14 protein-coding genes, 1 tRNA gene and 1 pseudogene are annotated in these 20854 nt (G+C 73.2%); 8 read left to right on the top strand and 8 right to left on the bottom strand.

What is annotated here, in order from left to right:
- The first annotated feature begins 138 nt into the window (after window positions 1–138).
- Window positions 139–1122, top strand: a complete 984-nt coding sequence (locus tag ACN263_RS19250; RefSeq protein WP_422740745.1) for an LLM class F420-dependent oxidoreductase — start codon at window positions 139–141, stop codon at window positions 1120–1122.
- Window positions 1119–1910: pseudogene (locus ACN263_RS19245) on the top strand (SDR family oxidoreductase). The gene ACN263_RS19250 and the pseudogene ACN263_RS19245 overlap by 4 nt, the downstream one beginning before the upstream one ends.
- A 36-nt stretch (window positions 1911–1946) precedes the next feature.
- On the opposite strand, the gene ACN263_RS19240 reads toward ACN263_RS19245, so the two are convergent.
- The 8 genes from ACN263_RS19240 to ACN263_RS19205 all read right to left on the bottom strand — a co-directional run bounded on the left by ACN263_RS19240 (window position 1947) and on the right by ACN263_RS19205 (window position 14703).
- Window positions 1947–2720 carry a MerR family transcriptional regulator gene (locus ACN263_RS19240; RefSeq protein WP_422735776.1) on the bottom strand — a complete coding sequence of 258 codons (774 nt, stop codon included), beginning with the start codon at window positions 2718–2720 and terminating at the stop codon, window positions 1947–1949.
- Between the two features lie 34 nt (window positions 2721–2754).
- Entirely contained in the window at window positions 2755–3516 is a 762-nt protein-coding gene (locus tag ACN263_RS19235) for an ABC transporter permease (RefSeq protein ID WP_422735775.1), read from the bottom strand.
- Window positions 3513–4310, bottom strand: coding sequence for an ABC transporter ATP-binding protein (locus ACN263_RS19230; protein ID WP_422735774.1), 798 nt, complete (start codon window positions 4308–4310; stop codon window positions 3513–3515). Before ACN263_RS19230 ends, ACN263_RS19235 begins: the two co-directional genes overlap by 4 nt.
- A gap of 157 nt (window positions 4311–4467) precedes the next feature.
- Window positions 4468–6840, bottom strand: a complete 2373-nt coding sequence (locus ACN263_RS19225) for a transglutaminaseTgpA domain-containing protein (RefSeq protein WP_422735773.1) — start codon at window positions 6838–6840, stop codon at window positions 4468–4470.
- Window positions 6816–7970 carry a DUF58 domain-containing protein gene (locus ACN263_RS19220; protein WP_422735772.1) on the bottom strand — a complete coding sequence of 385 codons (1155 nt, stop codon included), beginning with the start codon at window positions 7968–7970 and terminating at the stop codon, window positions 6816–6818. Before ACN263_RS19220 ends, ACN263_RS19225 begins: the two co-directional genes overlap by 25 nt.
- Window positions 7971–7983: 13 nt before the next feature.
- Window positions 7984–8979: an AAA family ATPase gene (locus ACN263_RS19215; RefSeq protein WP_422735771.1), complete on the bottom strand. Its 996-nt coding sequence runs from the start codon at window positions 8977–8979 to the stop codon at window positions 7984–7986.
- Window positions 8980–9006: 27 nt separating this feature from the next.
- Entirely contained in the window at window positions 9007–11631 is a 2625-nt protein-coding gene (locus ACN263_RS19210) for a fibronectin type III domain-containing protein (RefSeq protein WP_422735770.1), read from the bottom strand.
- 213 nt (window positions 11632–11844) lie between these two features.
- Window positions 11845–14703 carry a tetratricopeptide repeat protein gene (locus tag ACN263_RS19205; RefSeq protein ID WP_422735769.1) on the bottom strand — a complete coding sequence of 953 codons (2859 nt, stop codon included), beginning with the start codon at window positions 14701–14703 and terminating at the stop codon, window positions 11845–11847.
- Window positions 14704–14912: 209 nt separating this feature from the next.
- On the opposite strand from ACN263_RS19205, the gene ACN263_RS19200 reads away from it, so the two are divergent.
- The 6 genes from ACN263_RS19200 (at window position 14913) to ACN263_RS19175 (ending at window position 20849) form a co-directional block, all read left to right on the top strand.
- Window positions 14913–14996, top strand: a tRNA-Leu gene (locus tag ACN263_RS19200).
- A 1213-nt stretch (window positions 14997–16209) separates the two neighbouring features.
- Window positions 16210–16998, top strand: a complete 789-nt coding sequence (locus tag ACN263_RS19195; RefSeq protein WP_422735768.1) for a hypothetical protein — start codon at window positions 16210–16212, stop codon at window positions 16996–16998.
- A gap of 13 nt (window positions 16999–17011) precedes the next feature.
- On the top strand, window positions 17012–17701 hold the full coding sequence (locus ACN263_RS19190; protein WP_422735767.1) for a class F sortase: 690 nt from the start codon (window positions 17012–17014) through the stop codon (window positions 17699–17701).
- A gap of 53 nt (window positions 17702–17754) precedes the next feature.
- A complete protein-coding gene (locus tag ACN263_RS19185) occupies window positions 17755–18372 on the top strand; it encodes a sigma-70 family RNA polymerase sigma factor (RefSeq protein ID WP_422735766.1) in 618 nt (205 codons plus the stop codon).
- On the top strand, window positions 18369–19097 hold the full coding sequence (locus ACN263_RS19180) for an anti-sigma factor (RefSeq protein WP_422735765.1): 729 nt from the start codon (window positions 18369–18371) through the stop codon (window positions 19095–19097). The genes ACN263_RS19185 and ACN263_RS19180 overlap by 4 nt, the downstream gene beginning before the upstream one ends.
- Before the next feature lie 99 nt (window positions 19098–19196).
- Window positions 19197–20849, top strand: coding sequence for a serine/threonine-protein kinase (locus ACN263_RS19175; protein ID WP_422735764.1), 1653 nt, complete (start codon window positions 19197–19199; stop codon window positions 20847–20849).
- Window positions 20850–20854 lie beyond the last annotated feature (5 nt).

Below are 20854 nucleotides of genomic sequence, written 5' to 3'. Positions count from 1 at the left end.
CCGGTGCTCCGGTCCACCTCGCAGTGGTAACACCTCCGCAGGCCGGGGCGGGGCGAACCGGCGATTACGCCCACTAAGGGGATCTTGCTCAGGGACACCGTCACCAGGCACGATCGATCGGTGACGAATCGATGGGGCATGACGGTGCCGTTGGGCGGGGTCCCACTGGCCGACCACCAGGCGATCTACGCGACCCTGGAGCAGTCCGGGTTCACCGACGTGTGGTCGTCCGAGGTCGCCGGAACCGACGCGTTCACCCCGCTGGCCCTCGCCGCGGCGTGGCAGCCGCAGCTTCGGCTGGGCACCGCGATCACCCCGGTCTTCACCCGGGGCCCCGGGCTGCTCGCGATGAGCGCGGCGGCACTCGCCGAGGCGGCCCCGGGCCGGTTCGCGCTCGGCATCGGCGCGTCCTCCCCGGTGCTGGTGCGGGACTGGAACGCGGTGCGGTTCGACGAGCCGTTCCGCCGTACCCGGGACATGCTGCGGTTCCTGCGGGCCGCTCTGCGCGGTGAGACGGTGGACGAGGTCTACGACACGTTCACCGTGCGCCGGTTCACCCTCGAACGCCCGCCGACCGCGCCACCGCCGATCCTGCTCGCCGCGCTGCGCCCCGGGATGCTCCGGCTGGCCGGCGCCGAGGCCGACGGCGTCATCCTCAACTGGCTCGCCGCCGACGACGTGCCGCGGACCCTCGACGAGCTGGGCGAGCGCCGGGCCGGCTTCGAGGTCGCCGCGCGGATCTTCGTCTGCCCCACCGAGGACGCCGCGTACGCCCGCACACTCGGCCGCCGGCTGATCACCAGCTACCTGACGGTCCCGGCGTACGCCGAGTTCCACCGCTGGCTCGGCCGCGACCGGACGCTCGCGCCGATGTGGCAGGCGTGGGCGGCCGGTGACCGCCGCGCGGCCAGTGCGGCCGTACCCGACGAGGTGGTCGACGCCCTGGTGCTGCACGGCTCGCCCGAGCGGTGTCGGGCCCAGGCGCGTCGCTACGCCGAGGCCGGCGTGGACGTGCCGATCCTCGCGCTGCTGCCCACCCCGGAGGTGACCGCCGGCGGCGTCGCCGCGCTGACGACCCTCATCGCCCAACTCGGCGCCGAGCCGGCGGGAGCGTCCGTGTGAACCTGACCGACCGGATCGTGGTGGTCACCGGCGGGGCCGGTGGCATCGGTGCCGCCCTGTCGCGCCGCTTCGCCGCCGAGGGCGCTGCCGCCGTGGTCGTCGCCGACCTGGACGCCGAGGCCGCCCGTGCGGTGGCCGAGGGCATCGGCCCGGTGGCGCACGCCGCCGCCGTCGACGTCACCGACGAGGAGCAGGTACGGGTGCTCGTCGACGACACCGAACGGCGGTTCGGTCGCATCGACCTGTTCTGCGCCAACGCCGGGGTCACCACCGGCGGGGGAGTGGAGGTCGACGACGCCGGCTGAGACCGGGCCTGGCGGGTCAACGTGCTCGCCCACGTCTACTCGGCCCGCGCCGTGCTGCCCGGCATGCTCGCCCGCGGTGGCGGCCACCTGCTGCACACCTGCTCCGCGGCAGGGGTGCTGACGGCGGTGGGCGACGCCGCGTACACCGCCACGAAACACGCCTCGGTGGGCTTCGCCGAGTGGCTGGCCATCACCTACCGGGACCGGGGCATCCGGGTCAGCGCGCTCTGCCCGCAGGGGGTGGACACCCCGATGCTCGCCGACGGGATCGCCGAGGGGCACCTCGGCGCCCGGGTGATCACCGCCTCCGGTGCGGTGCTCACCCCGGCCCAGGTCGCCGACGCGGCCGTCGCCGGGCTCGCCGAGGAACGGTTCCTGATCCTGCCGCACCCGGAGGTCGCCGACTACGCCCGCCGTCGCGCCGAGGACCCGGACGGCTGGCAGGCCGGCATGCGCAAACTCATCCGCCGCCTGACCAGCTGACCGGGCCTGCTCCCGGCCCGCGCACGCCGCGACCCGTCAGTGCGGCCGCTCGGGTAGCCGCTCCATCCGCGTCCAACCGGACCACCCGCGCCGGCGCATCAGAGCCCGCAGCCGCTCCGCACGGGGGTCGGTCTCGACGGCGAGCGCGTCCAGCAGGTCGGGCAGGTCGCCCTGCATCTCGTCGTCGATGACGTCGCCGGCACTGTGGGCCTCCTCGGCCAGGTCGGCCATGATGTCGGCGGCCTCCTCCAGCAACTCGTCCCCGCCCGTGTCGCTGTCGAAGATCTCGGAGAGGACCTGATAGAGCCGGACGATGCGCGGCTCGTCGAGCTGCGCGAGCTTCGCCGGCATCCACTCGACAATGAGGTCGGGCCAGCGGGCCGCGACCAGGATCCAGCCGTCCCGTTCCGCCTCCACCATCCGCGGCGACGCCCCGATCTCCCGAAGCCGATCGAGGTAGCCGACGACCTGCGGCGGAAGCGCCAGGCTGTCCCCGGCCGTGAGCCGCGCGATCTGCTGACGGCTGGCCTCGAGTCGGGCGATCTCGTCGAGCAGGTGCCTGTCGATCCGCTGCACCGATTCGGCGAAGGTCGACGCGTCGGCGTCGAGCATCTGAGCGATCTGGGACAGCGGCACACCGGCGTTGGCGAGAACGCGGATCCTGATCAGCGACACCACCGCCTTCGCGCCGTACCGCCGGTACCCCGACGCGTCCCGTTCCGGCTCGGGCAGCAGTCCGACCTGGTGGTAGTGCCGCACCGCGCGCACCGTGACGCCCGCGTACCCGGCCAGTTGGCTGATCGTCAGCATGCCCTGATCCTGCCCGTCCGTCGTCCGAGCCGGCTCAGGAGATCCGGCGACGGTAGGTGACGGTGGCGAACACGAAGGCCGCCACCAGGATGCCGACGCACCAGGCCAGGGCGACCCAGATGTCGGTACCCACCGGCTGCTCGGTGAACAGCCGCCGGATCGCGTTGACGATGGCGGTCACCGGCTGGTGCTCGGCGAACGCGCGGACCGGTCCCGGCATGCTGTCGGTGGGTACGAACGCCGAGCTGACGAACGGCAGGAAGATGAGCGGGTAGGAGAACGCGCTCGCGCCGTCCACGGACTTCGCGGTGAGGCCGGGGACCACGGCGATCCAGGTCAACGCCAGGGTGAACAGCAGCAGGATGCCGGCGACCGCGAGCCACGCCAGCGGACCGGCGCCCGAGCGGAAGCCCATCACGAGGGCGACGCCGACGACCACCACGACCGAGATCATGTTGGCGACCAGCGAGGTCAGCACATGTGCCCACAGGACCGACGACCGTGCGATCGGCATCGACTGGAAGCGCTCGAAGATGCCGCCCTGCAGGTCGAGGAAGAGCCGGAACGCCGTGTACGAGATGCCCGAGGCGATCGTGATGAGCAGGATGCCGGGCAGCAGGTAGTTGACGTACGAGTCGGTTCCGGTCTCGATCGCGCCGCCGAAGACGTACACGAAGAGCAGCATGAACGCGATCGGCATGACGGCCGTGGTGATGATGGTGTCCGGGCTGCGGACGATGTGCCGCAGCGAACGTCCCAGCAGGACGGCGGTGTCGCCGAGAAAGTGCCTGTTCATCGGTTGTCCTTGTCTGCGGTCGTGCCGACGAGGGCGAGGAAGACGTCCTCCAGGGTCGGCTGCTTCTCGACGTACTCGATCTCGGCCGGCGGGAGGAGCCGCTTCAGCTCCTCAAGGGTGCCGTCGACGGCGATCCGGCCCTCGTGCAGGATCGCGATCCGGTCGGCGAGGTGCTCGGCCTCGTCGAGGTACTGGGTGGTCAGCAGGACGGTCGTACCCCCGGCGGCGAGTTCCTTGACGGCCTGCCACACCTCGATGCGCGCCTGCGGGTCGAGCCCGGTGGTCGGCTCGTCGAGGAAGACGACCGGCGGGTTCCCGATGAGGCTCATCGCGATGTCCAGCCGGCGGCGCATGCCGCCGGAGTACGTCGCCACCCTCCGGTTGGCCGCCTCGGTCAGCGAGAACCGGCGCAGCAGGTCGTCCGCGACCGCGCCGCTGTCCCGCAGGTGCCGCAGTCGGGCGACCAGGACCAGGTTCTCCCGCCCGGTGAGGATCTCGTCGACCGCCGCGAACTGCCCGGTGAGGCTGATCGACTCGCGGACGTCGGCGGCCCGGGTCGTGACGTCGAAGCCGTTGACCCGGGCGGTGCCGGCGTCGGCCCGCAGGAGGGTCGCCAGGATCTTCACCATGGTGGTCTTGCCCGCCCCGTTCGAGCCGAGCAGGGCGAAGATGCTGCCTCGCGCGACGGTGAGGTCGACGCCGCGCAGTACGCGCAGTTCCTTGTACGACTTCTCCAGCCCTTGCACCTGTATCGCCGGCTCCTGGAGCCCTGGCGTGGTTGGCGTGATGTCCATGGCAGGCAGCATGGAGGGTTGACGCAGCGTCAAGGTCAAGCCCGCCGGGCCGTCCCCCACGCTGCTCGTGTGTGACCTCCGAGTTGATCAAGAGGTTCGCGTCAAGAAGATGCCCGTCGATGACGCGAAGCTCTTGATCAGCGGCGGAGCCGGTGGGTCACCGGCGGGCGCGGCGCAGGGGAGCGGGGTGGACGGACCAGAGCAGGCGCCGCCACCAGGGACGGGCCGCCCGCAGCGTCGTCACGTAGTCGGTGGCCACCTCGGCGGCGCGGGCCGCCTGGTCGGCCGTCGCGGTGCCGGGGGCGAAGCCCACCTGGTTGAGCAGCGTCGCCAGCTCGTCCACGGCCGGGTCGTGCCCCGCCGCCCCGTCGGACCGCGCACCGTCGGCGCGGCGGTCCCGGGCGTCCGCGAGAGCCTGCCGGGCGCGTCCGGCCACCTCGGTGGCGGCCAGGTCGTCGCCGACCGGCCGACCGGCCAGCCGCAACGCGTCCGTCACCTCCCGCCAGGCGCCGGCGATGCGCTGGCCGGGGTCGCCCCCCGCCAGCCGTCTTCGGGTGAGGGAGCGGCGCATCGCCAGCAGGGTGAGCAGCAGCGCCCCCACCACCAGCAGCAGCGACCCGCTGCCGCCCGCCACCAGCACCGGCGCGGACACGCCACCATTCGCGGGCTGCCCGTCGGGAGCGGCCACCGGCTCCGGCGACGCGGTCGGCTCCGCGGTGGGCGCGGGCACCTCCGACGGCGGCGGGTCCTCGGGTGTCGGGCGGAAGTCCTCCTCCACCGGCCGCGGCTCGTTCTCCGGGCGCGGCAGCGGGTCGAACGGCACCCAGCCCAGCCCGTCGAACAGCACCTCCGGCCAGGCGTACGCGTCACCGGCCCGCACCGGTCCCTGACCACCGGAGGAGAAACCCACCACCACCCGCGTCGGCAGCCCGGAGAGCCGGCCGAGCACCGCGAACGCCGCCGCGAACTGCTCCGACGTGCCCCGCTGGCCGCCCCCGTTGCGCGGGCCGAAGAGGAAGAAGGCCAGGTTCGGGTACGCGTGCCCGCTCGGCGCGTCCGCCACCACCCGGTAGTGCTCGCCCAGGAACTGCTCGATCGCCGCCGCCCGCGCGTACGGGGCGCCGTTGTCCTCGGCGAGTTGGGTCGCCAGCCGGCGCAGCGGGTCCGGCACCCCGTCGGCGACCCGCAGCACCCGGGCCACCTCCTCGCCGGCCGGCACGTTCGCGGTGGCCAGCAGGTTGGTGTCCGGGCGCTCCCGCACCGACGTCACCTCGTACCGCAGCCCCGGCGTCAGCCCCTCCGGCCGGATCAGCGTCCCCGTCGCCGGGTCGTACGCCACCCGCGCGCCGCTGACCTCCCGTGGCGTCGCCACGGCGGGGAGCAGCCGTCCGGTCAGCTCCGCCACGGTGATCTGCTGCTGGACGGTCTGCACCGTGCTGTCCCGGGCCGGCGCGGTGGCCGGCAGGATCCGCCCCGCGTTGCGGTACGTCGCACCGACCCGCCAGGTGATCCCGTCGTAGTCACTGAGCACCGCCAGCCGGATCCGCACGCCGGCCGTCTTCGGATCGTCCGCGTCGCCGGCCGGAGCGGTGGTGCCCGACGTGCTCACGTCGAGCAGCTTCTGCTCGGGGTGCAGCGCCCACCCCGAGATCCGGATCAGCGGGTTCTCGTCGAGCGTCTCGACCTGCGGCGGCTCCACGTACCGGCGCGGGTCGACCGGTCGCCCGTCGACCTGACCGGCGACCACCGGGCCGAGCAGCGCGACCAGACCGATCACCAGGACGACGCCGAGCGCCGCCGACACCGCCAGGCGGAGTCGCACCGCCGCGCGTACCCCGGGGGCGAGACCGGCCGCCGGATCACCACCGGCCGGCGGCGAACCGGTCGGCGCGGCCAGCCCCACCGCGGCGACCGCGACGAACGCCACCGTCGCCCCGATCGCCGGTTCGGCGTTCGGGCCGACCACGTAGAGGGCCGCCGCGTAGAGGCCCGCCGCCGGCAGGTAGCCGAGCAACACCCGGCCCGTGCGCAACGCCACCTCGGCCCCGGCCAGACCGGCCAGCCAGGCCGCCACCACCGGCACCAGCACCGTGTCCGGGGTGGGCTCTACCGGGATCATCGCGGTGAGCAGGCGGGGAATGCCGTTGCGCGCGGCGTCCGTGCTCACCTCCAGCAGGCTGCCCGGCAGGTCGGCGCGAGCGGCGGCCAGGCGCAGCGACCACAGTGTCCACCCGGCCAGCGCCGCCATCGACACCGGCGCCACCAGCCATGACGGCAACCGCCGGGTGGCCACGCTGACCAGCACCGAGCCCACCGCCGCGCCGATCACCAGCCGGGTCAGCAGATCGCCCGCGTACACCCGGCCCAGCACCACCCCGGCGAGCGCGACGAGCGCGATCAGCGTCAGCGGCACGACGGCCGCCCGCAGCGCACGGACCACGCGCCCGGCGCGGCCCGGGCCGTCCGCCGCCGGCTCCTGCGCGGCGCGCTGCGGCGCGATGCCCGTCACCACCGGCGTACCCCGTCCCACTCGGCGGCGAACTGCGCGCCGTCCACCGCGTCGACCACCACCAGGCCGGCCGAGCCCGCCGGCGTCGGCTCGGTCGCGCCGAACACCCCGACCAGAACCGACGGGTACGCGCCGCGCAGCGCCCCCACGTCACCCAACCCGTCCCGCCCACCGGGGCCGGTCAGAAAGATCAACGTGTCGCCGAGCCGGTCCTGGCGCAGCCGGGTGGTGACGGCGCGCAACGCGTCGTCGGCGTCGGACAGGCCGGCCGCGGCGAGCCGGTCCAGCGGCCCGAGGGCGGTGTCCCCGCCGTCCACCTGCTCCGGGCCGACCAGCAACAACAGCACCGGCAGGTCGGCCCGGTGCGCGGCGGTGACCACCGAGGCTGCCGCCTCGCAGGCGGACTCGAACGACTCCGCCACCCCGCCCGCGCGGCGCGGGTGCGCGGCCCCCCGATTGTCCAGCAGGACGACCAGGCTGGGCAGGCTGGTGTCCACGTTCTCCCGCACCATCAGTTCGCCGACCCGGGCGCTCGTGCGCCAGTGCACCCGCCGCAACTCGTCGCCGACCACGTACTCCCGCAGCGAGTCGAACGTGATCGACCCGTGCGGCACCCCGTCGACCCGGCCGTCGAGGCTGCGCCCCGCGCCGGTCGGCACCGCCGACAGCGGGTGGATCCGGGGGTGAACCCAGACCGGCGCCGTCTCCCCGTACGGCCGGGCGAGCGCCACCAGCCCCAGCGGGTCGCGCCGGGTCACCCGCAGCGGACCGACCGCCACCACCCCACGGCGGTCGGTCGGCACGTCGTAGCGGACCTCGGTGTCCCGACCGGGACGCAGGCGCAGCAGCGGCACCGGCACCGCGCGGCTGCCGCACCGGTCCTCGGCCAGCAGGTTCGCCGAGCGCAGCCGGCCGGCGTTGCGGACCGTCAACGTCATGCTCGCCGGCTCGCCGCGCGCCACCCGGTCCGGATCGGCCCGGCGCGTGACCACCAGCCGGGGACGCCAGGCCGCCGTCAACGCCGCGTAGCCCACGGCCGCGCCGGCCGCCGCGCCCAGCAACGTCAACTCGGGGTACGCGAACCGGAAACCCGCACCCAACAACACGACGGCGGCGACGAGCAGCCCGACCCCGCGGGCGGTGATCCCCATGCGCTGCTGCCGGTCAGCCCTGCACCGGGGCCGGCTGCCCCGACGGCAGCGGCACCGGCACCGAGGCGACCGCCTGGCGCAGCACCTCCGCGGCGGTCATCCCGCGCACCTGCGCGTCCGGCGTCAACAGCAGCCGGTGCGCGAACACCGGCTCGGCGAGCGCCTTCAGGTCCTCCGGCATGATCCAGCCCCGCCCGTCGATCAGCGCGTACGCGCACGCCGCCCGCGTCAACGCGATCACACCCCGAGGGCTGACCCCGACCCGGACCTGCGGATGGGTACGGGTCGCGGCGGCCAGCCGAACCGCGTACGCGTACAGCGGCTCGGCGATGTGCACCCGACGTGCCATCCGGACCATCTCCCCGACGGTCGCCGTGTCGGTGATCGCGGCGAGCGCCTCGGGAGAGCGGACCGTCGCGCCGCGCAGCACCTCCACCTCGACCGCCTCGTCCGGGTAGCCGACGGACAGCTTCACCAGGAACCGGTCGAGCTGCGCCTCGGGCAGCCGGTAGGTGCCGTCCATCTCGACCGGGTTCTGCGTCGCCACCACCAGGAACGGCGCCGGCACCGGGTGCCGGACCCCGTCCACGGTGACCGTGCGTTCCTCCATCACCTCGAGCAGCGCCGACTGGGTCTTCGGCGACGCCCGGTTGATCTCGTCGGCGATCACGATGTTGGCGAACACCGGCCCCGGATGGAACTCGAACTCCCGGCTCGCCTGGTTGAAGATCGTCACGCCGGAGACGTCCGACGGGAGCAGGTCGGGCGTGAACTGGATGCGCCGCCACTGACCCTTCACGGTCGCCGCGATGGCCCGGGCCAGGGTCGTCTTACCCACCCCCGGCACGTCCTCCAGCAGCACGTGCCCCTGGGCGAACAACGCCGTCAGGGCCAGCCGGACCACCTGCGGCTTGCCGAGCACCACCGCGTTGACGTTCTCGGCCAGCCGGGCGGCCAGGGCGGCGAAGCCCTGGACCTCCGGCTGGGTGAGCGGCTCGTGGGTGTTCACGGTCGGTGGTGCTCCTCGCCTGGTGCTTCAGCAGGTGGGCAGGACGTCGATGTTGTCGCCGCCCTCCAGGTTGAGCCAGGCCCAGGGGATGTAGTTCTTCCCGTTGTACTCGACCTGCACCCACCAGTTGCTCTGCTTCTGGTCGTTGTAGATCCACGAGTCGACGTTCTCACCGGACTTCTTGCAGTACGCTTTCAGCCTCGTGCCGGGCTTCGCCCAGCCAGCCTGCTGATCGTTGTCCTGCCGGGTGACCTTGAAGATCTCGTTGCCGTTGCGGCCGTCGACATCCCTGTTGCAGTAGGTCCGCTGGTCGCCGTCGGGGCCGTTGTTGCACGTCGCGATCCCGTAGAGCGGCTGCGTGTCCTCAGCCCGCTGCGCGGTGCCCTTCCCAGCGGCGTTGGTCGCCGTCACGGTGAACGTGTACTTCGTACCCGGCGTCAGGCCGGACATCGTGATGCTGGAACACGGTCCGGCCTTCGTCGGCTCACCCGACGTGCTCAGCGAGCAGGTGGCTTTGCCGCCGCCGGCGTCCACGGTGAACGTGACGGTCGCTCCCGTCGCCGTCGCCGTCGAACCGGTGACCGTGATCCGGGGCGCGGCGACCGTACGGGCCGTGGCGGTGGCCTCCGGACCGGGCCCGGCCTCGTTGACCGCCTTCACCTTCACCGTGACGTTCTGGCCGTTGCCCAACCCGGTGACGGTCGTCCGGGTCTCGGTCACCTCGCTGGTCTTGCCGCCCACGTCCACCTGGTACTTCGTCACCGGCCGGCCGTTCGCCTCCGCCGGTGACCACTGCACCGTGACCGCGCCCGGCTGCTCGGCGACCGTACCGGCCTGCAGATCCAGCGGACGACCCGGCGCCGCGAACGGCACCACCGTGTTGCTGACCGGCGAGGCCGCCGAACCGGCGCCCTTGTCGTTGACCGCCACGACGGTGAACGCGTACTGGGTGCCGTACTCCAGCTCACCGGCCGGCACCACCAGCTCGGTCTTGGTCGACTCGCCGGCCGGCGCGTTCGTACCCGCCGACGTGGCCGTCACCGCGTACTTCACGATCTTGTTGCCCTGGGCGTTCGCGGCCGGCCACTTCACCACCACCGTGCCGTCCGGCCGCTCCTGCGCCGTGACGCTGGCCGGCGGATCGGGCACCGCGGCGGTCGGGGTGACCGGGTTGCTGCTGCGCGGCGGACCGTCGCCCTTGGCGTTCACGGCGTGCACCGCGAACCGGTACGTCTCGCCGTTGGTCAGCCCCTTCACCTCGACCGCGCGCTGGTTGGCGCCCACCTCCAGGCGCTGACCGGCGCCCTCCACGACGTACTTGATGATCTCGGCGCCGTTCGCGGCGGCCGGCCGCCAACTCACCCGGGCCTGGGCGTTGCCGGCGGCGGCCGTGACGCTGCGCGGCGCGCTGGGCTTGCTCACCCGGGGCTTCTTCGGCGGAGGCGGCGGCGGGGGCGCCGGCGGCGGGTCACCGCCCAACACGTCGTTGGCGTACTTGTCGACCTCACGCACCTGGTGCTTGTCGTCCACCACCCGGGCCGTCGCCGAGTTGGGCGAGTTGATGAAGAGATGGTTCTCCCGGACCTCCATCTCCAGCGGCCCGGTCGCCTTGCCCTTGATGGTGTCGACCAACTGGCCGCCGGCGTCGAAGGAGTAGATGGTGCCGGTGGCCTCGTCGGCGCAGTAGAACCGGTCGGCCCACGCCACCGCCGGGCTCAGCCGGTCGCCGCTGCCCGGCACCGTGAACGTCCGCTCCTCACCGACGTCACCCACCACCAGCACCCGCCGCTCCGCCGGCACCGTCACCGGCACCCGGGGCCCCGACGTGCGGGCCGGCACCGCCGCCCGGCCGGGCAGCGTCAACGGCGTCGGGCGCACCTCGCCGCGTTGTACCCGCACCAGTCGACCGGCCGTCCGGTCCAGCACCGCCACCCCGTCGTCCAGGGTGGAGACCTGCAACTCGTGGCTGGGGTCGGCGACGTCGTACGTCTCCACCCGCTCCGGGCTGAGCCCGCCACCGGCCGGCGCGGCCGAGGCCGGCGCGGACGGCAGCTTCGCGGCGGTGACCGCCGAGACCGTCCCCTCGCTGGGCACCGCGATCCAGAGCCGCCCCTCACCGTCGAACGCGCCGCCGGTGATGCCCGGCGGATAGCGCACCGGCTCACCCACCGGGCTCAACGACCGGGGGTCGAGCTGCCGCACGATGCCCTGCACCGCGTCGACGACGAACGCCGCGTCCTCGTGCAGGGCGACGCTCACCCCCAGGCCGGGCGTGGTCGGCGTGGTCGCCGTGAGCTGCAAGGTGGCCAGGTCCAGTGAGCTGATCTGCCCGGTCTGCAGATCCCGCAGGATCAGCAACCGGTCGGTCTGGGCGACCTGCATCGGGTGCCGCCGGGCACCGGGAATCTCGGTGCGGGTGTCCACCCGGGCGGTGACCCCGTTGACCCGGGCCAACTCGCTGCGCAACCCGCTCCACAGCCAGGAACTCGCGTCGTAGTTGGCCACCGCGTTGTCCGCCGCGCCCAGCCCGAGGACGGTCAGCCCCATGGCCGCGAGCAGCGCGACGACCGTGCCGACCGTCACCAGCCCGCCGCGCAGTCGGGACCGGGAACGGGGGGCGTCGATCCGCTCGGCGTCGTCGATGCTGGCCACAGCCGGCTGCCTTCCCTGAGTCGTGGCAGGTGGCGTACGCCTCGCGGCGACCCCTCCCCTGAGCCGGGTGCCATCATATGGGCCCGGCCGGAACGGGGGAACCCGCACCGTCACCCCTGTGGATACCGAGCGTGCGCGGCGGACGCCCAGCTCAGCTCCACAATCGCCAATCCGACCGTGATCAGCGGTGAACGCGCGGGTCGCTCGCGTCCGTCAGCTCGGCGGTGTGGACCGCTCCCGGTCGGTGCAGACCTGACCGGAGGTGGCGAAGCTGTCGGTGGAGTAGACCGCGAGCACCGTGAAGCAGTAGTCCACCCGGGAGCTGAGCCCGTTGACCGTGTGACTGGTCCGCCCGGGCTCCACGGTGGCCATCACGCCGAGCGCCGATCCGGCCCGTCCACCCGCGACCATGAACGGCACCGTACCCCCGGACGGATCCGTCCAGCTCAGCGTGATCGTCACGGCGTCGTCGCGCAGCTTCAGGTCGCCAGGAGGCGGACCGCTCGTCGCCGGGGCCGCCGTCACCGGCGCTCCGGACGGCGGCGGCGTGTCGTCACGGCTCAACACCACCGCGCCCAGGCCCACGACCGCCACCAGGGCAACCCCGGCGGCCACCGCCGCGCCGATCACCGTCGCCCGGTTGCGGCCCGTCGAGCCATTCCCATCGGTGTACGCCGGCGCGTACGCCTCCTGCGGGTAGTGCTGCCCCGGGTACACCTCATGGCTGGCCGGGACCTGCTGCGCCGCGTACTGCTGGCCGGCCGGGTACCGCTCGGCGGCCGGGAACCCGGGCGTGACCGGCGCACCGTAGGGCGCGCCCAGACCCGGCACCAGATCGTCCACCGGAGTGGACGCCGAGCCGCCAGGCCCACCGGTGACCGGTCCCGGGCCGCTGTACCCGTACGGGACGGTCCCCGGGACGCCGTGTCCACCCGGGACGGCTCCCGGGATGCTGTGCCCCTGCGGGACGGTTCCCGAGACGCTGTGTCCACCCGGGACGGCTCCCGGGCCGTCGTGTTTGTCCGGGACGGCTCCCGGGACGTCGTGTCCACCCGGGACCGGGGCGGCGGGTGTCGGGACCGGGCCGGAGCCCGGCGTCCAGGTGGACGTGGCCGCAGCGGTGACCGGTTCGTCGGCGGCGGGCCGGCCCGGCGGAGGGGTCGCCGGTCCGACGACCGGGATCACCTCCGTCGACGCGGACGCGAACCCCGACGACTCGGCCGGCCCGGTCGCCGGCGCCTCGGTGCCTCCGCCGTCCGGCCCGGACCACTCGTGCACGTCCGCCGTGCCCTCCGAACCCGGCGTCACCTCGGCCACCGGGGCTGCCTGTCCGCCCGTCGACTCCCGCGCGTCGGCACCGGCGGCGGGCAGCGGTTGCGGCGGGGCGCTGCTGCTCCAGGGCGGGGCGGTCAGTCCCCACGGCGGCGCGCTCACCGGAGGCGCCGACACGGGGTGGTACTGGCCGGGTGGTGCCGACACGGGAAAGCCGGGCGGCCCGGACACCGGGAACGCCGGACCCGGAGGCCCAGAGACGGGGTGCGGGGGTGCGGAGGTCGGGAACGCCGGGGTCGGCGGTCCGGACACCGGATAGCTGGGGCCGGGCGGCCCGGACACCGGGTGAAGCGGTCCGGACATGGGGTGCGGTGTGTCGGACACCGGGAACGTCTGAGCTGGCGGGCTGGAGACAAGGTGCGGGGGTGCGGAGGTCGGGAACGCCTGAGCCGGGGGCCCGGAGACGGGCTGAGGGGGGCCGGAGGTCGGGAACGTCGGGGCACTGGAGACGGGATGCGGCGGTCCGGACACCGGGAACGTCGGGGTCGGCGGTCCGGACACCGGATAGCCGGGGCCGGGCGGACCGGACACGGGGTGGGGTGGCCCGGACACGGGGTGGTCGTACCCGGGAGGAGCGGATACCGAGCGGCCCGGCTGCGCGGCTGCTCCGGAGGTCGGCCCGGGAGGCAGGGGTGGTCCGGAGGCCGGTTGCGGCGGTGCGGCGGGCGTCGCGCCGAACGCGTGGTGCGAGGGCGTGCCCGCCGGTCCGTCCGTCGCCGGCAGCGCACCCGCGGGTGCCTCACCCGCTGTCGTGCCGGCTGCGCCGCCCGGACCCGCCGCCGCGATCCGAGCCGCCTCCTCGGCCAGCAGGGGCTCGATCTGCCGTACCTGGATCGTGGGGTCAGCCCACCGCGGAGCCGGCAGCGGTGCCGACGGCGCGGTGGGTTGCTGCGCGGTGCGGGGCGGCGCGGCAGCCGGCGGCGGCCCGGCCGGGCGGGTCGGCGTCTCGTCTGTTCGCTGACGCGGCGGCGCGGGTGGAGGCTGTTGCCGCGCGGGTGGCGTGGGCTGGGCGGCTATCCCGGGTGGGGGAGCGGCCACTGGTCGGGGTGTGACCGCCTGCTGCTCGACCCGCTGGCGCGGCATGGGCGGTGCGGCCGGCGTCGGGGAGACGGCGGACGTGGGCCGCGCCGGACCGGTAGGGGTCGGAGGCGGCGCCCAGGGCGACGCGGGTGCCGGCGGACCGGCCGCCGCGGGACGCATCGCAGCCAGTGTCGCCAGGGACAGTGTCGGGCCGGAGAGCGCCGACCGGGCCCCGGAATCGGTCGAGGCTCCGGAGGTGGACGGCCCCACGTACGGCTGCTCCGCAGCGGGGCTTGCCTCGCCCAGGTAGTCACGGGCGGCGCGTACCACCGGGTGGTTCTCGCCGAGTGCGGCGGGCCCGGCGGTGGCGACCCGGGTGTAGTTGCGACGGGCCTCGTGCCTGTTGCCCAGTTCCTCGGCGACTTCCGCCAGCTCGAAGGCGAGCGCGAGCATCGTCGGCTCGGCATGGTCCCAGCGTCGCTCGCCCGCCGCGAAGGCCTCCTCCAACACCCGGCGGGCGGCGAGCGGATCGTCGGCCTCGCGGTGCAGGCGGGCCAGCAGATGAGCGGTGTGCAGCGTCTCGGGATGATCCTCGCCGTACGGGGGGCGGGCGGACCCGACGGCGTCCGCGAGCAGCTGCCGGGCGGCGTCATGATCACCCGCCGCGCGCAGCGCGAGGGCCCGTTGCTGTACGGCGGCCAGGGGAGAGGGATGGGACACAGGGCAATGCTGCCGTCACCGGGCCCGCCGACGCTACCCGGGCCTGCGCTCAAGTCGACTCCGGTGACCCTGGGTGGTGGTGTGAGCAGCGGCGGGAGGGTGATGTGCATGATCCACGAGCGCCGTGTACAGTAACTCCCCGTGCGGCCCGCTGGGCCGACCTTCGGATGCAAGATCATCTGGGTCGGCGAGGTAGGCTGAACGAGCAAGTCCGGGTGGCGGAATGGCAGACGCGCTAGCTTGAGGTGCTAGTGCCCGTATAGGGCGTGGGGGTTCAAGTCCCCCCTCGGACACGTTAACCCCCACGGGTAGGCTTCACGGTCGGTGAAGCGCTCCGGTGGGGGTTTCTGCTGTTCGGCGCTGGCGCGGGACCGCTGGTAGTGGATGCGTCTGCGCCCGGGTGGGGATCTCGGTGATGGTCAGTGTTCCGCCGATTGCGCAGGTGACGTCGATGTCGTGTTCGAGTAGCGCGTCTGTGACGGCGTGGGGGTTTGTGGCCGGGATGTCGAGCCATTCGGCGAGTTGTTTGATCGCTTCTGCTTCGTGGATGTAGACGTTGCGGGGCTGCGGTGCGTCGCCTGCAATAGGGGTGCGGTGGCCGTGGCGGCAGCGGTAAGGCGGCGTGCTTGTTGACCCAGTGTGCGTCGAGGATCCGACCGCATTGCTGGCAGCGGATCAGTCCGGTGAGTAGGTAGCGCCCGCTCGGCGAAGTCGCGCTGCCACCGCGCCGACGACAGCCGGTCCTGGAACTCCCGCGTCGACATCCGGCCGTAGAACGCGAACCGGATGCCCAGCGGCTTCGGCGTTGTCGGGCGCCGCGTCCGCAGGCGGCCTCGCCGATTCGGCTGCCGTAGCCACCAGCCGAGCAGGTCGGGTCCGTCACGTTCCGCCGCGTACTGCATCAGGACCCACCACGCCGAAGCTCACAGACGGACCTCGATACGGAAGCTCAACGATGTGATGGGTCGCCGGACTCGGCCTTACACCACACCTGTTGGCACAGAGGAGGGCGTCAAAGCTCGGCCCTTGCGCGCCGCGACGCGCTGCCGGTGGCGGCCATGTCGCTGGTCAAACTCATCCGCCTACCCTCTCGCGGATCGGTAATCCCTGATCCCCGCCGCTCGGGGCGGCTGAAGCGACCGCGACACCGACGCCGGCGGCAGGTTCGTAACCGGACTGCCCGTGCACCTGGAGCTGCGCCGCAACGGCCGATCGGTGCTCGCCACCGAACGGCCGTTCCTCTTGCACCCGTGCCTGCACGACTACGGCACGCACGCGACTGTGCCCGACGACAGGCCCTGCCCTGGCGCGCCATGGTCACCATCACCTGACCGGCTGTCCGCGACGCGGCCGCCCCGCCGAACAGGACTGCCGGTGGCTGGCTCGTTTTTCGGCTCGGCTCGAAAAGAATCCGTTCGGCACCAATCCGGCGGCCGGCACGCCCCGAATGCCTCCTGACCGCACGTGAGTACCAACGCCGTACCTAGGCGGAGACGGAGATGTGTTGTGAGACTGTCCCGAGCCCTGTTCGCCCTGCCTGCGGCCGCGCTGATCCTCGCCTTTCCCGGGGTGGCGCAGGCCGACGAGAGCGTGCAGGTCCAGTTGCAGGACCTCAACGAGACCGGCGCGACCGGAACCGCCACGTTGACCGCGACGAGCGGCGGCGACCTGAAGGTCATGATCCGGTCGAAGGGCATGACGCCGAACTCACCGCACGCCCAGCACGTGCACGGTGCCGCGAACGGTATGGACTTCCACTGCCCGGACAAGTCCGCCGACACCAACGGCAACGGCTACGTCAGCACCGAGGAGGGTCTGAAGATGTACGGGGACATCTTCATCTCGCTGACCACCACCGGCGACACGACCAAGGCCAGCGGCCTGGCGGTGGACCGGATGCCGAAGGCCGACGCGAAGGGCAACCTCAGCTACGAGCGCACCATCCCCGCTGCCGAGCTGCCCAAGGGCACAATCGAGCACCTCAAGGACCTGCACGTCGTGCAACACGGCATCGACGCCAACAAGAACGGCAAGTACGACATGGAGGCGCTCGGCGAGTCGACGTTCGCCAAGTCCGTCGGCGTCAACGGCATCCCCGCCGAGGCCACCGACCCCGCGACCTGCGGCATGGTCAGCGGCGCAGCCGCCGGCTCCGTACCCGCCGGCGGAGTGGCCACCGGTGACGGCAGCACCTCGGGTGGATCGCCGATGACGATGTACGCCGTGGGTGGCCTCGCCCTGCTCGGCGCAGCAGGCGCGGTCGTCGCGCGACGCCGGCTCGCGGGCGAGCGCTGAGCCGGAGGTAACCATGACGGATTCCGGCGACGTACCAGTGCCGGCCGGCCGCCGCCGGGGGCGTTTCGCGCTCCTGGCGGTGGCCGGCGTCCTCACCGTGACGGCGGCCGTGACGATCGGTTGCGCGGTCGCGGACCCGGGTGGTGACCCACCACAACCCGACGCGTCCGCCTCGGCGCCAGCCGCGAACGCGTCGCCCGTCCCGGCCACCCGGGCAGGGGAGTTGACCTCGGGCCCGCTGATGGCCGGCTCACCGCCGACGCGGGTGTCGATCCCGTCGCTGAAGGCCGCCGCGGCGACGGTCCCCCTGGGTCTGCAGGCGGACGGTGCGATGCAGGTGCCGGACAACGCCACCGACGTGGGGTGGTTCACCAAGGCACCGACGCCCGGCGCTCTCGGCCCGGCCGTGCTGGCCGGGCACGTCAATTGGAAGGGCCGTCGCGGAACGTTCTTCGACCTGGGCAAGCTGGCCGTCGGCGCCGGGATTACCGTCGAGCGTCAGGACGGCAGCACCGCGATCTTCACCGTCACGAAGGTCGAGCGGTATCCGAAGGACCGGTTCCCCACCGATGAGGTGTACGGGGCGACCGACCACGCGGCGCTGCGCCTGATCACCTGTGGCGGCGAGTTCGACGACAGCACGCAGCACTACCGCGACAATGTCATCGCCTATGCCCGCCTTGCCCACGCTCATCCCGCCTAGCCTGCGGCGGCGGCGCGCCGAACCGTCGCCAGCACCAGAGAGGACATGCCGAGATGAGGGGTGACCCGGAGCAGGCGCGGCGATTACGGGCGGTGCCGCCGGACGAGGTGACTCCAGCGAGTGCCGACGAACTGCTCCCGCAGGTGGCGCGGGGTGACGAGGCGGCGTTCGCGGCGCTGTACGACGCTATAGCGGGCCGGGTGCTGGGGTTGACCCGCCGGGTGCTGCGCGATCCGGCGCAGGCGGAGGAGGTGACGCAGGAGGTGATGGTTGAGGTGTGGCGCACCGCAGCCCGCTTCGACGCCGGTCGCGGCTCGGCCTCGGCCTGGATTCTGACCATGGCGCACCGCCGGGCGGTGGACCGCGTGCGCTCCGAGCAGGCCCACACCGACCGCGCACAGCGGGTCGCCGCGACCGAGACGCACGTCCCCTACGACGAGGTCGTCGAGGACGTCACCGCCCGACTGGAGCGGGAACAGGTCCGCCGGTGCCTGGGCCGGTTGACGCCGGTGCAGCGCGAGGCGGTGACCCTGGCCTACTACGGCGGGCACACCTACCGCGAGGTCGCCGAGAAGTTGCAGACACCACTGCCGACGGTGAAGACACGGATGCGCGACGGCCTGATCCGGATGCGCGACTGCCTGGGCATCGAGATGGGGGAACGGGCGTGAGCGCCGACATCCACACCCTCGCCGGCGCGTACGCCCTGAACGCGGTCGACGACCTGGAGGGGGCCGCGTTTGAGCGGCACCTGGCCGAGTGCGAGTCGTGCCGTCAGGAGGTGACCGAGCTACGGGAGACGGTCGCACGACTCGCCGACGACACCGCCCTCGACGCCACACCGTCCGAGTTGCGGGAGCGCACCCTCGCCGAGGCGGCGCGCACCCCGCAGTTGCGTTCGGCGGCAGCAGCGGGCAGCGCCAGACAATCGGCCAGCAGGTGGCGACAGCTCACCGTGGCCGCCGCTGCCGCCGTCCTGGTTGCCGGCGGCGCGAGCGCGGTCACCTGGACCGTGGGCAACGATCGGATCAGCGACGAGCGGGCCCGTAGCGAGCAGGCGCGGCAGATCGCCGCCGTCCTGGACGCGCCGGACGCCCGGGTGTTCGAGCGGTCGCTGCAGCCCGGCGGCGCCGCGACCGTGGTGGTCTCCCGCGATCGCGACCGAGGGGTGGTGCTGCTGCGCGACCTACCCGAACCCGGCCCGGGCCGGATCTACGAACTCTGGCTCATCCGAGGCAAGGAACCCCGCAAGGTCGGGCAACTGGCCGAGGGGATCAGGGCGTCGACCATGGTCATCGGGCCGGTCGCCGAGGCGGGGACGTTCGGGCTGTCCAACGAACCCGCGGGGGGCTCCGTCGCCCCTACCCGCATCGTGGGTACGGTCGAACTGAGCTGAGCCCGGGCCGGCCACAGCCATAACATCGGCCTGACCGCTCCGATCGCTCGCTCCCCAGCACCGACCCATCCGCGGGGCGTTCCGCTCCGAATCACTCACATGGATGACGAGTTGCTCGCGGGGCGGTACCGCAGACTCCTGCTGATGGGAGACGCGGCGAGCCCGGGGCGCGTCTGGCTGGCACGCGACGAGATGCTCGACCGGCACGTCGCGCTCCGACAGATCGCCGTACCCGGTTGGGTGAGCGACGCCGAACGGACGCGGCTGCGGGAGCGCACGCTCGGCGAGGTGCGCGGCCTGGCCGGCCTGGACCATCCGGGCGTGGTCGGCATGTGGGACGTGCTGAGCACCGACGGGCACCTGTGGCTCGTCATGGAGCACATCCCCTCCCGGCCTCTCGCCGAGGTGGTCGCCGCCGACGGCCCGCTGGCGCCGACCGAGGTGGCGCGGGTTGGCCTGCACCTGCTCGCCGCCCTGGGCGCCGCCCACGCGGCGAAAGTGGTGCATCGGCAGCTCCGCCCGCAGAACGTGCTGCTCGCCGACGACGGTCGGGTCGTGCTCGGTGGGTTCGGCCTGTCGATCTTCGACAGCAGCAACCCGGCGACCGTCACCACGCCGAGCCTGTCGACGATTCAGTACGTCGCACCGGAGCTCGCCCGCGACGGCAGGTCCACCCCCGCCGCCGACCTGTGGGCCCTCGGCGCGACGCTCTACCTGGCGGCGGAGGGACGTCCACCGTGGAGCCGGTCGTCAATCCTGGCTACGCTCTCCGCGCTGGCCACCGAGGCGCCCGACCGGATGACCGTCCTGCCGCTCGAACCCGTGATCACCGGTCTGCTACGGCGTAACCCGCGTCAGCGTCTGTCTGCGCAGGAGGCACGCGACCTCCTTGAGCAGGTGGCCGAGGCAACCGTACCCATCGAGCCCGGGCCTCGACCGCGCCGCTGGCGGCGCACGCCCGCCAGCCGACGTCGTCCCGACCCCCCGACGTTGCCGATCGGACAAGGCGAGATCGACACCACGGTCATTCCGGTCGGGGCGTCGGCCACTCGTGACCGGACGACCGGCTGGGCGTTCGCCGGGGCCGTGGCGGGGCTGGCGGCGGTCGCGTCCGTCGTGGTCCTGGCCGGCGGAACGGTGATCAACGATCTGCGGGGTTCGGACGACGAGCAGGTTGCCGCGCCAGGCGGTGCGGCAGCCGGCGCGATGGAGTCGACCGAACCGGCGCCGCCCGCCCACCTCTGCCTGGACGACGACGCCTCCCGCGAGGCCGAACCCCTACATGAACCCACCCCGGCGCAGCCGGAAGCGCTGCCGGACGGGTGGGTGTGGCACCAGGACCCGGACGGTTTCCGGCTTGCGGTGCCTGCGGGCTGGACGCGGCACACCGAAGGCGGAACGGTCTGCTTCCGTGACCCCGCACAGGTGCGGGCCGTCGCGGTCGACCTGGCCGCGGAGGCGTCAGCGGTACCGTCCACGCAGTGGGAGATGGCGGAGCGAGAGGCGTTGGAGGCCGGGGCGTTATCCGGCTATCGCAAGATCAGCATCGGACCCGTGATCCGCCCGGGTGGTGCCGCCGAGTGGGAGTACACGTGCGACCAGCCCGATGGTGAGCGGCTGCACGTCCGTCGGCTGCTGGTCAACGACAACAGGACCACCGCCCACAGCCTGTCCTGGATCGCCTCGGACGGTCAGTGGGACGCCACCGAACCCTTCCAGCGACTGGTCCTCGCCAGCTTCGGTCTCACCTGACAAGC

This window comes from Micromonospora sp. WMMD729 (assembly GCF_049315225.1).
Classification (GTDB): Bacteria; Actinomycetota; Actinomycetes; order Mycobacteriales; family Micromonosporaceae; genus Micromonospora.
Note: the sequence above shows the minus strand (reverse complement) of the source record. Positions and strands in the feature narration are given on the sequence as shown.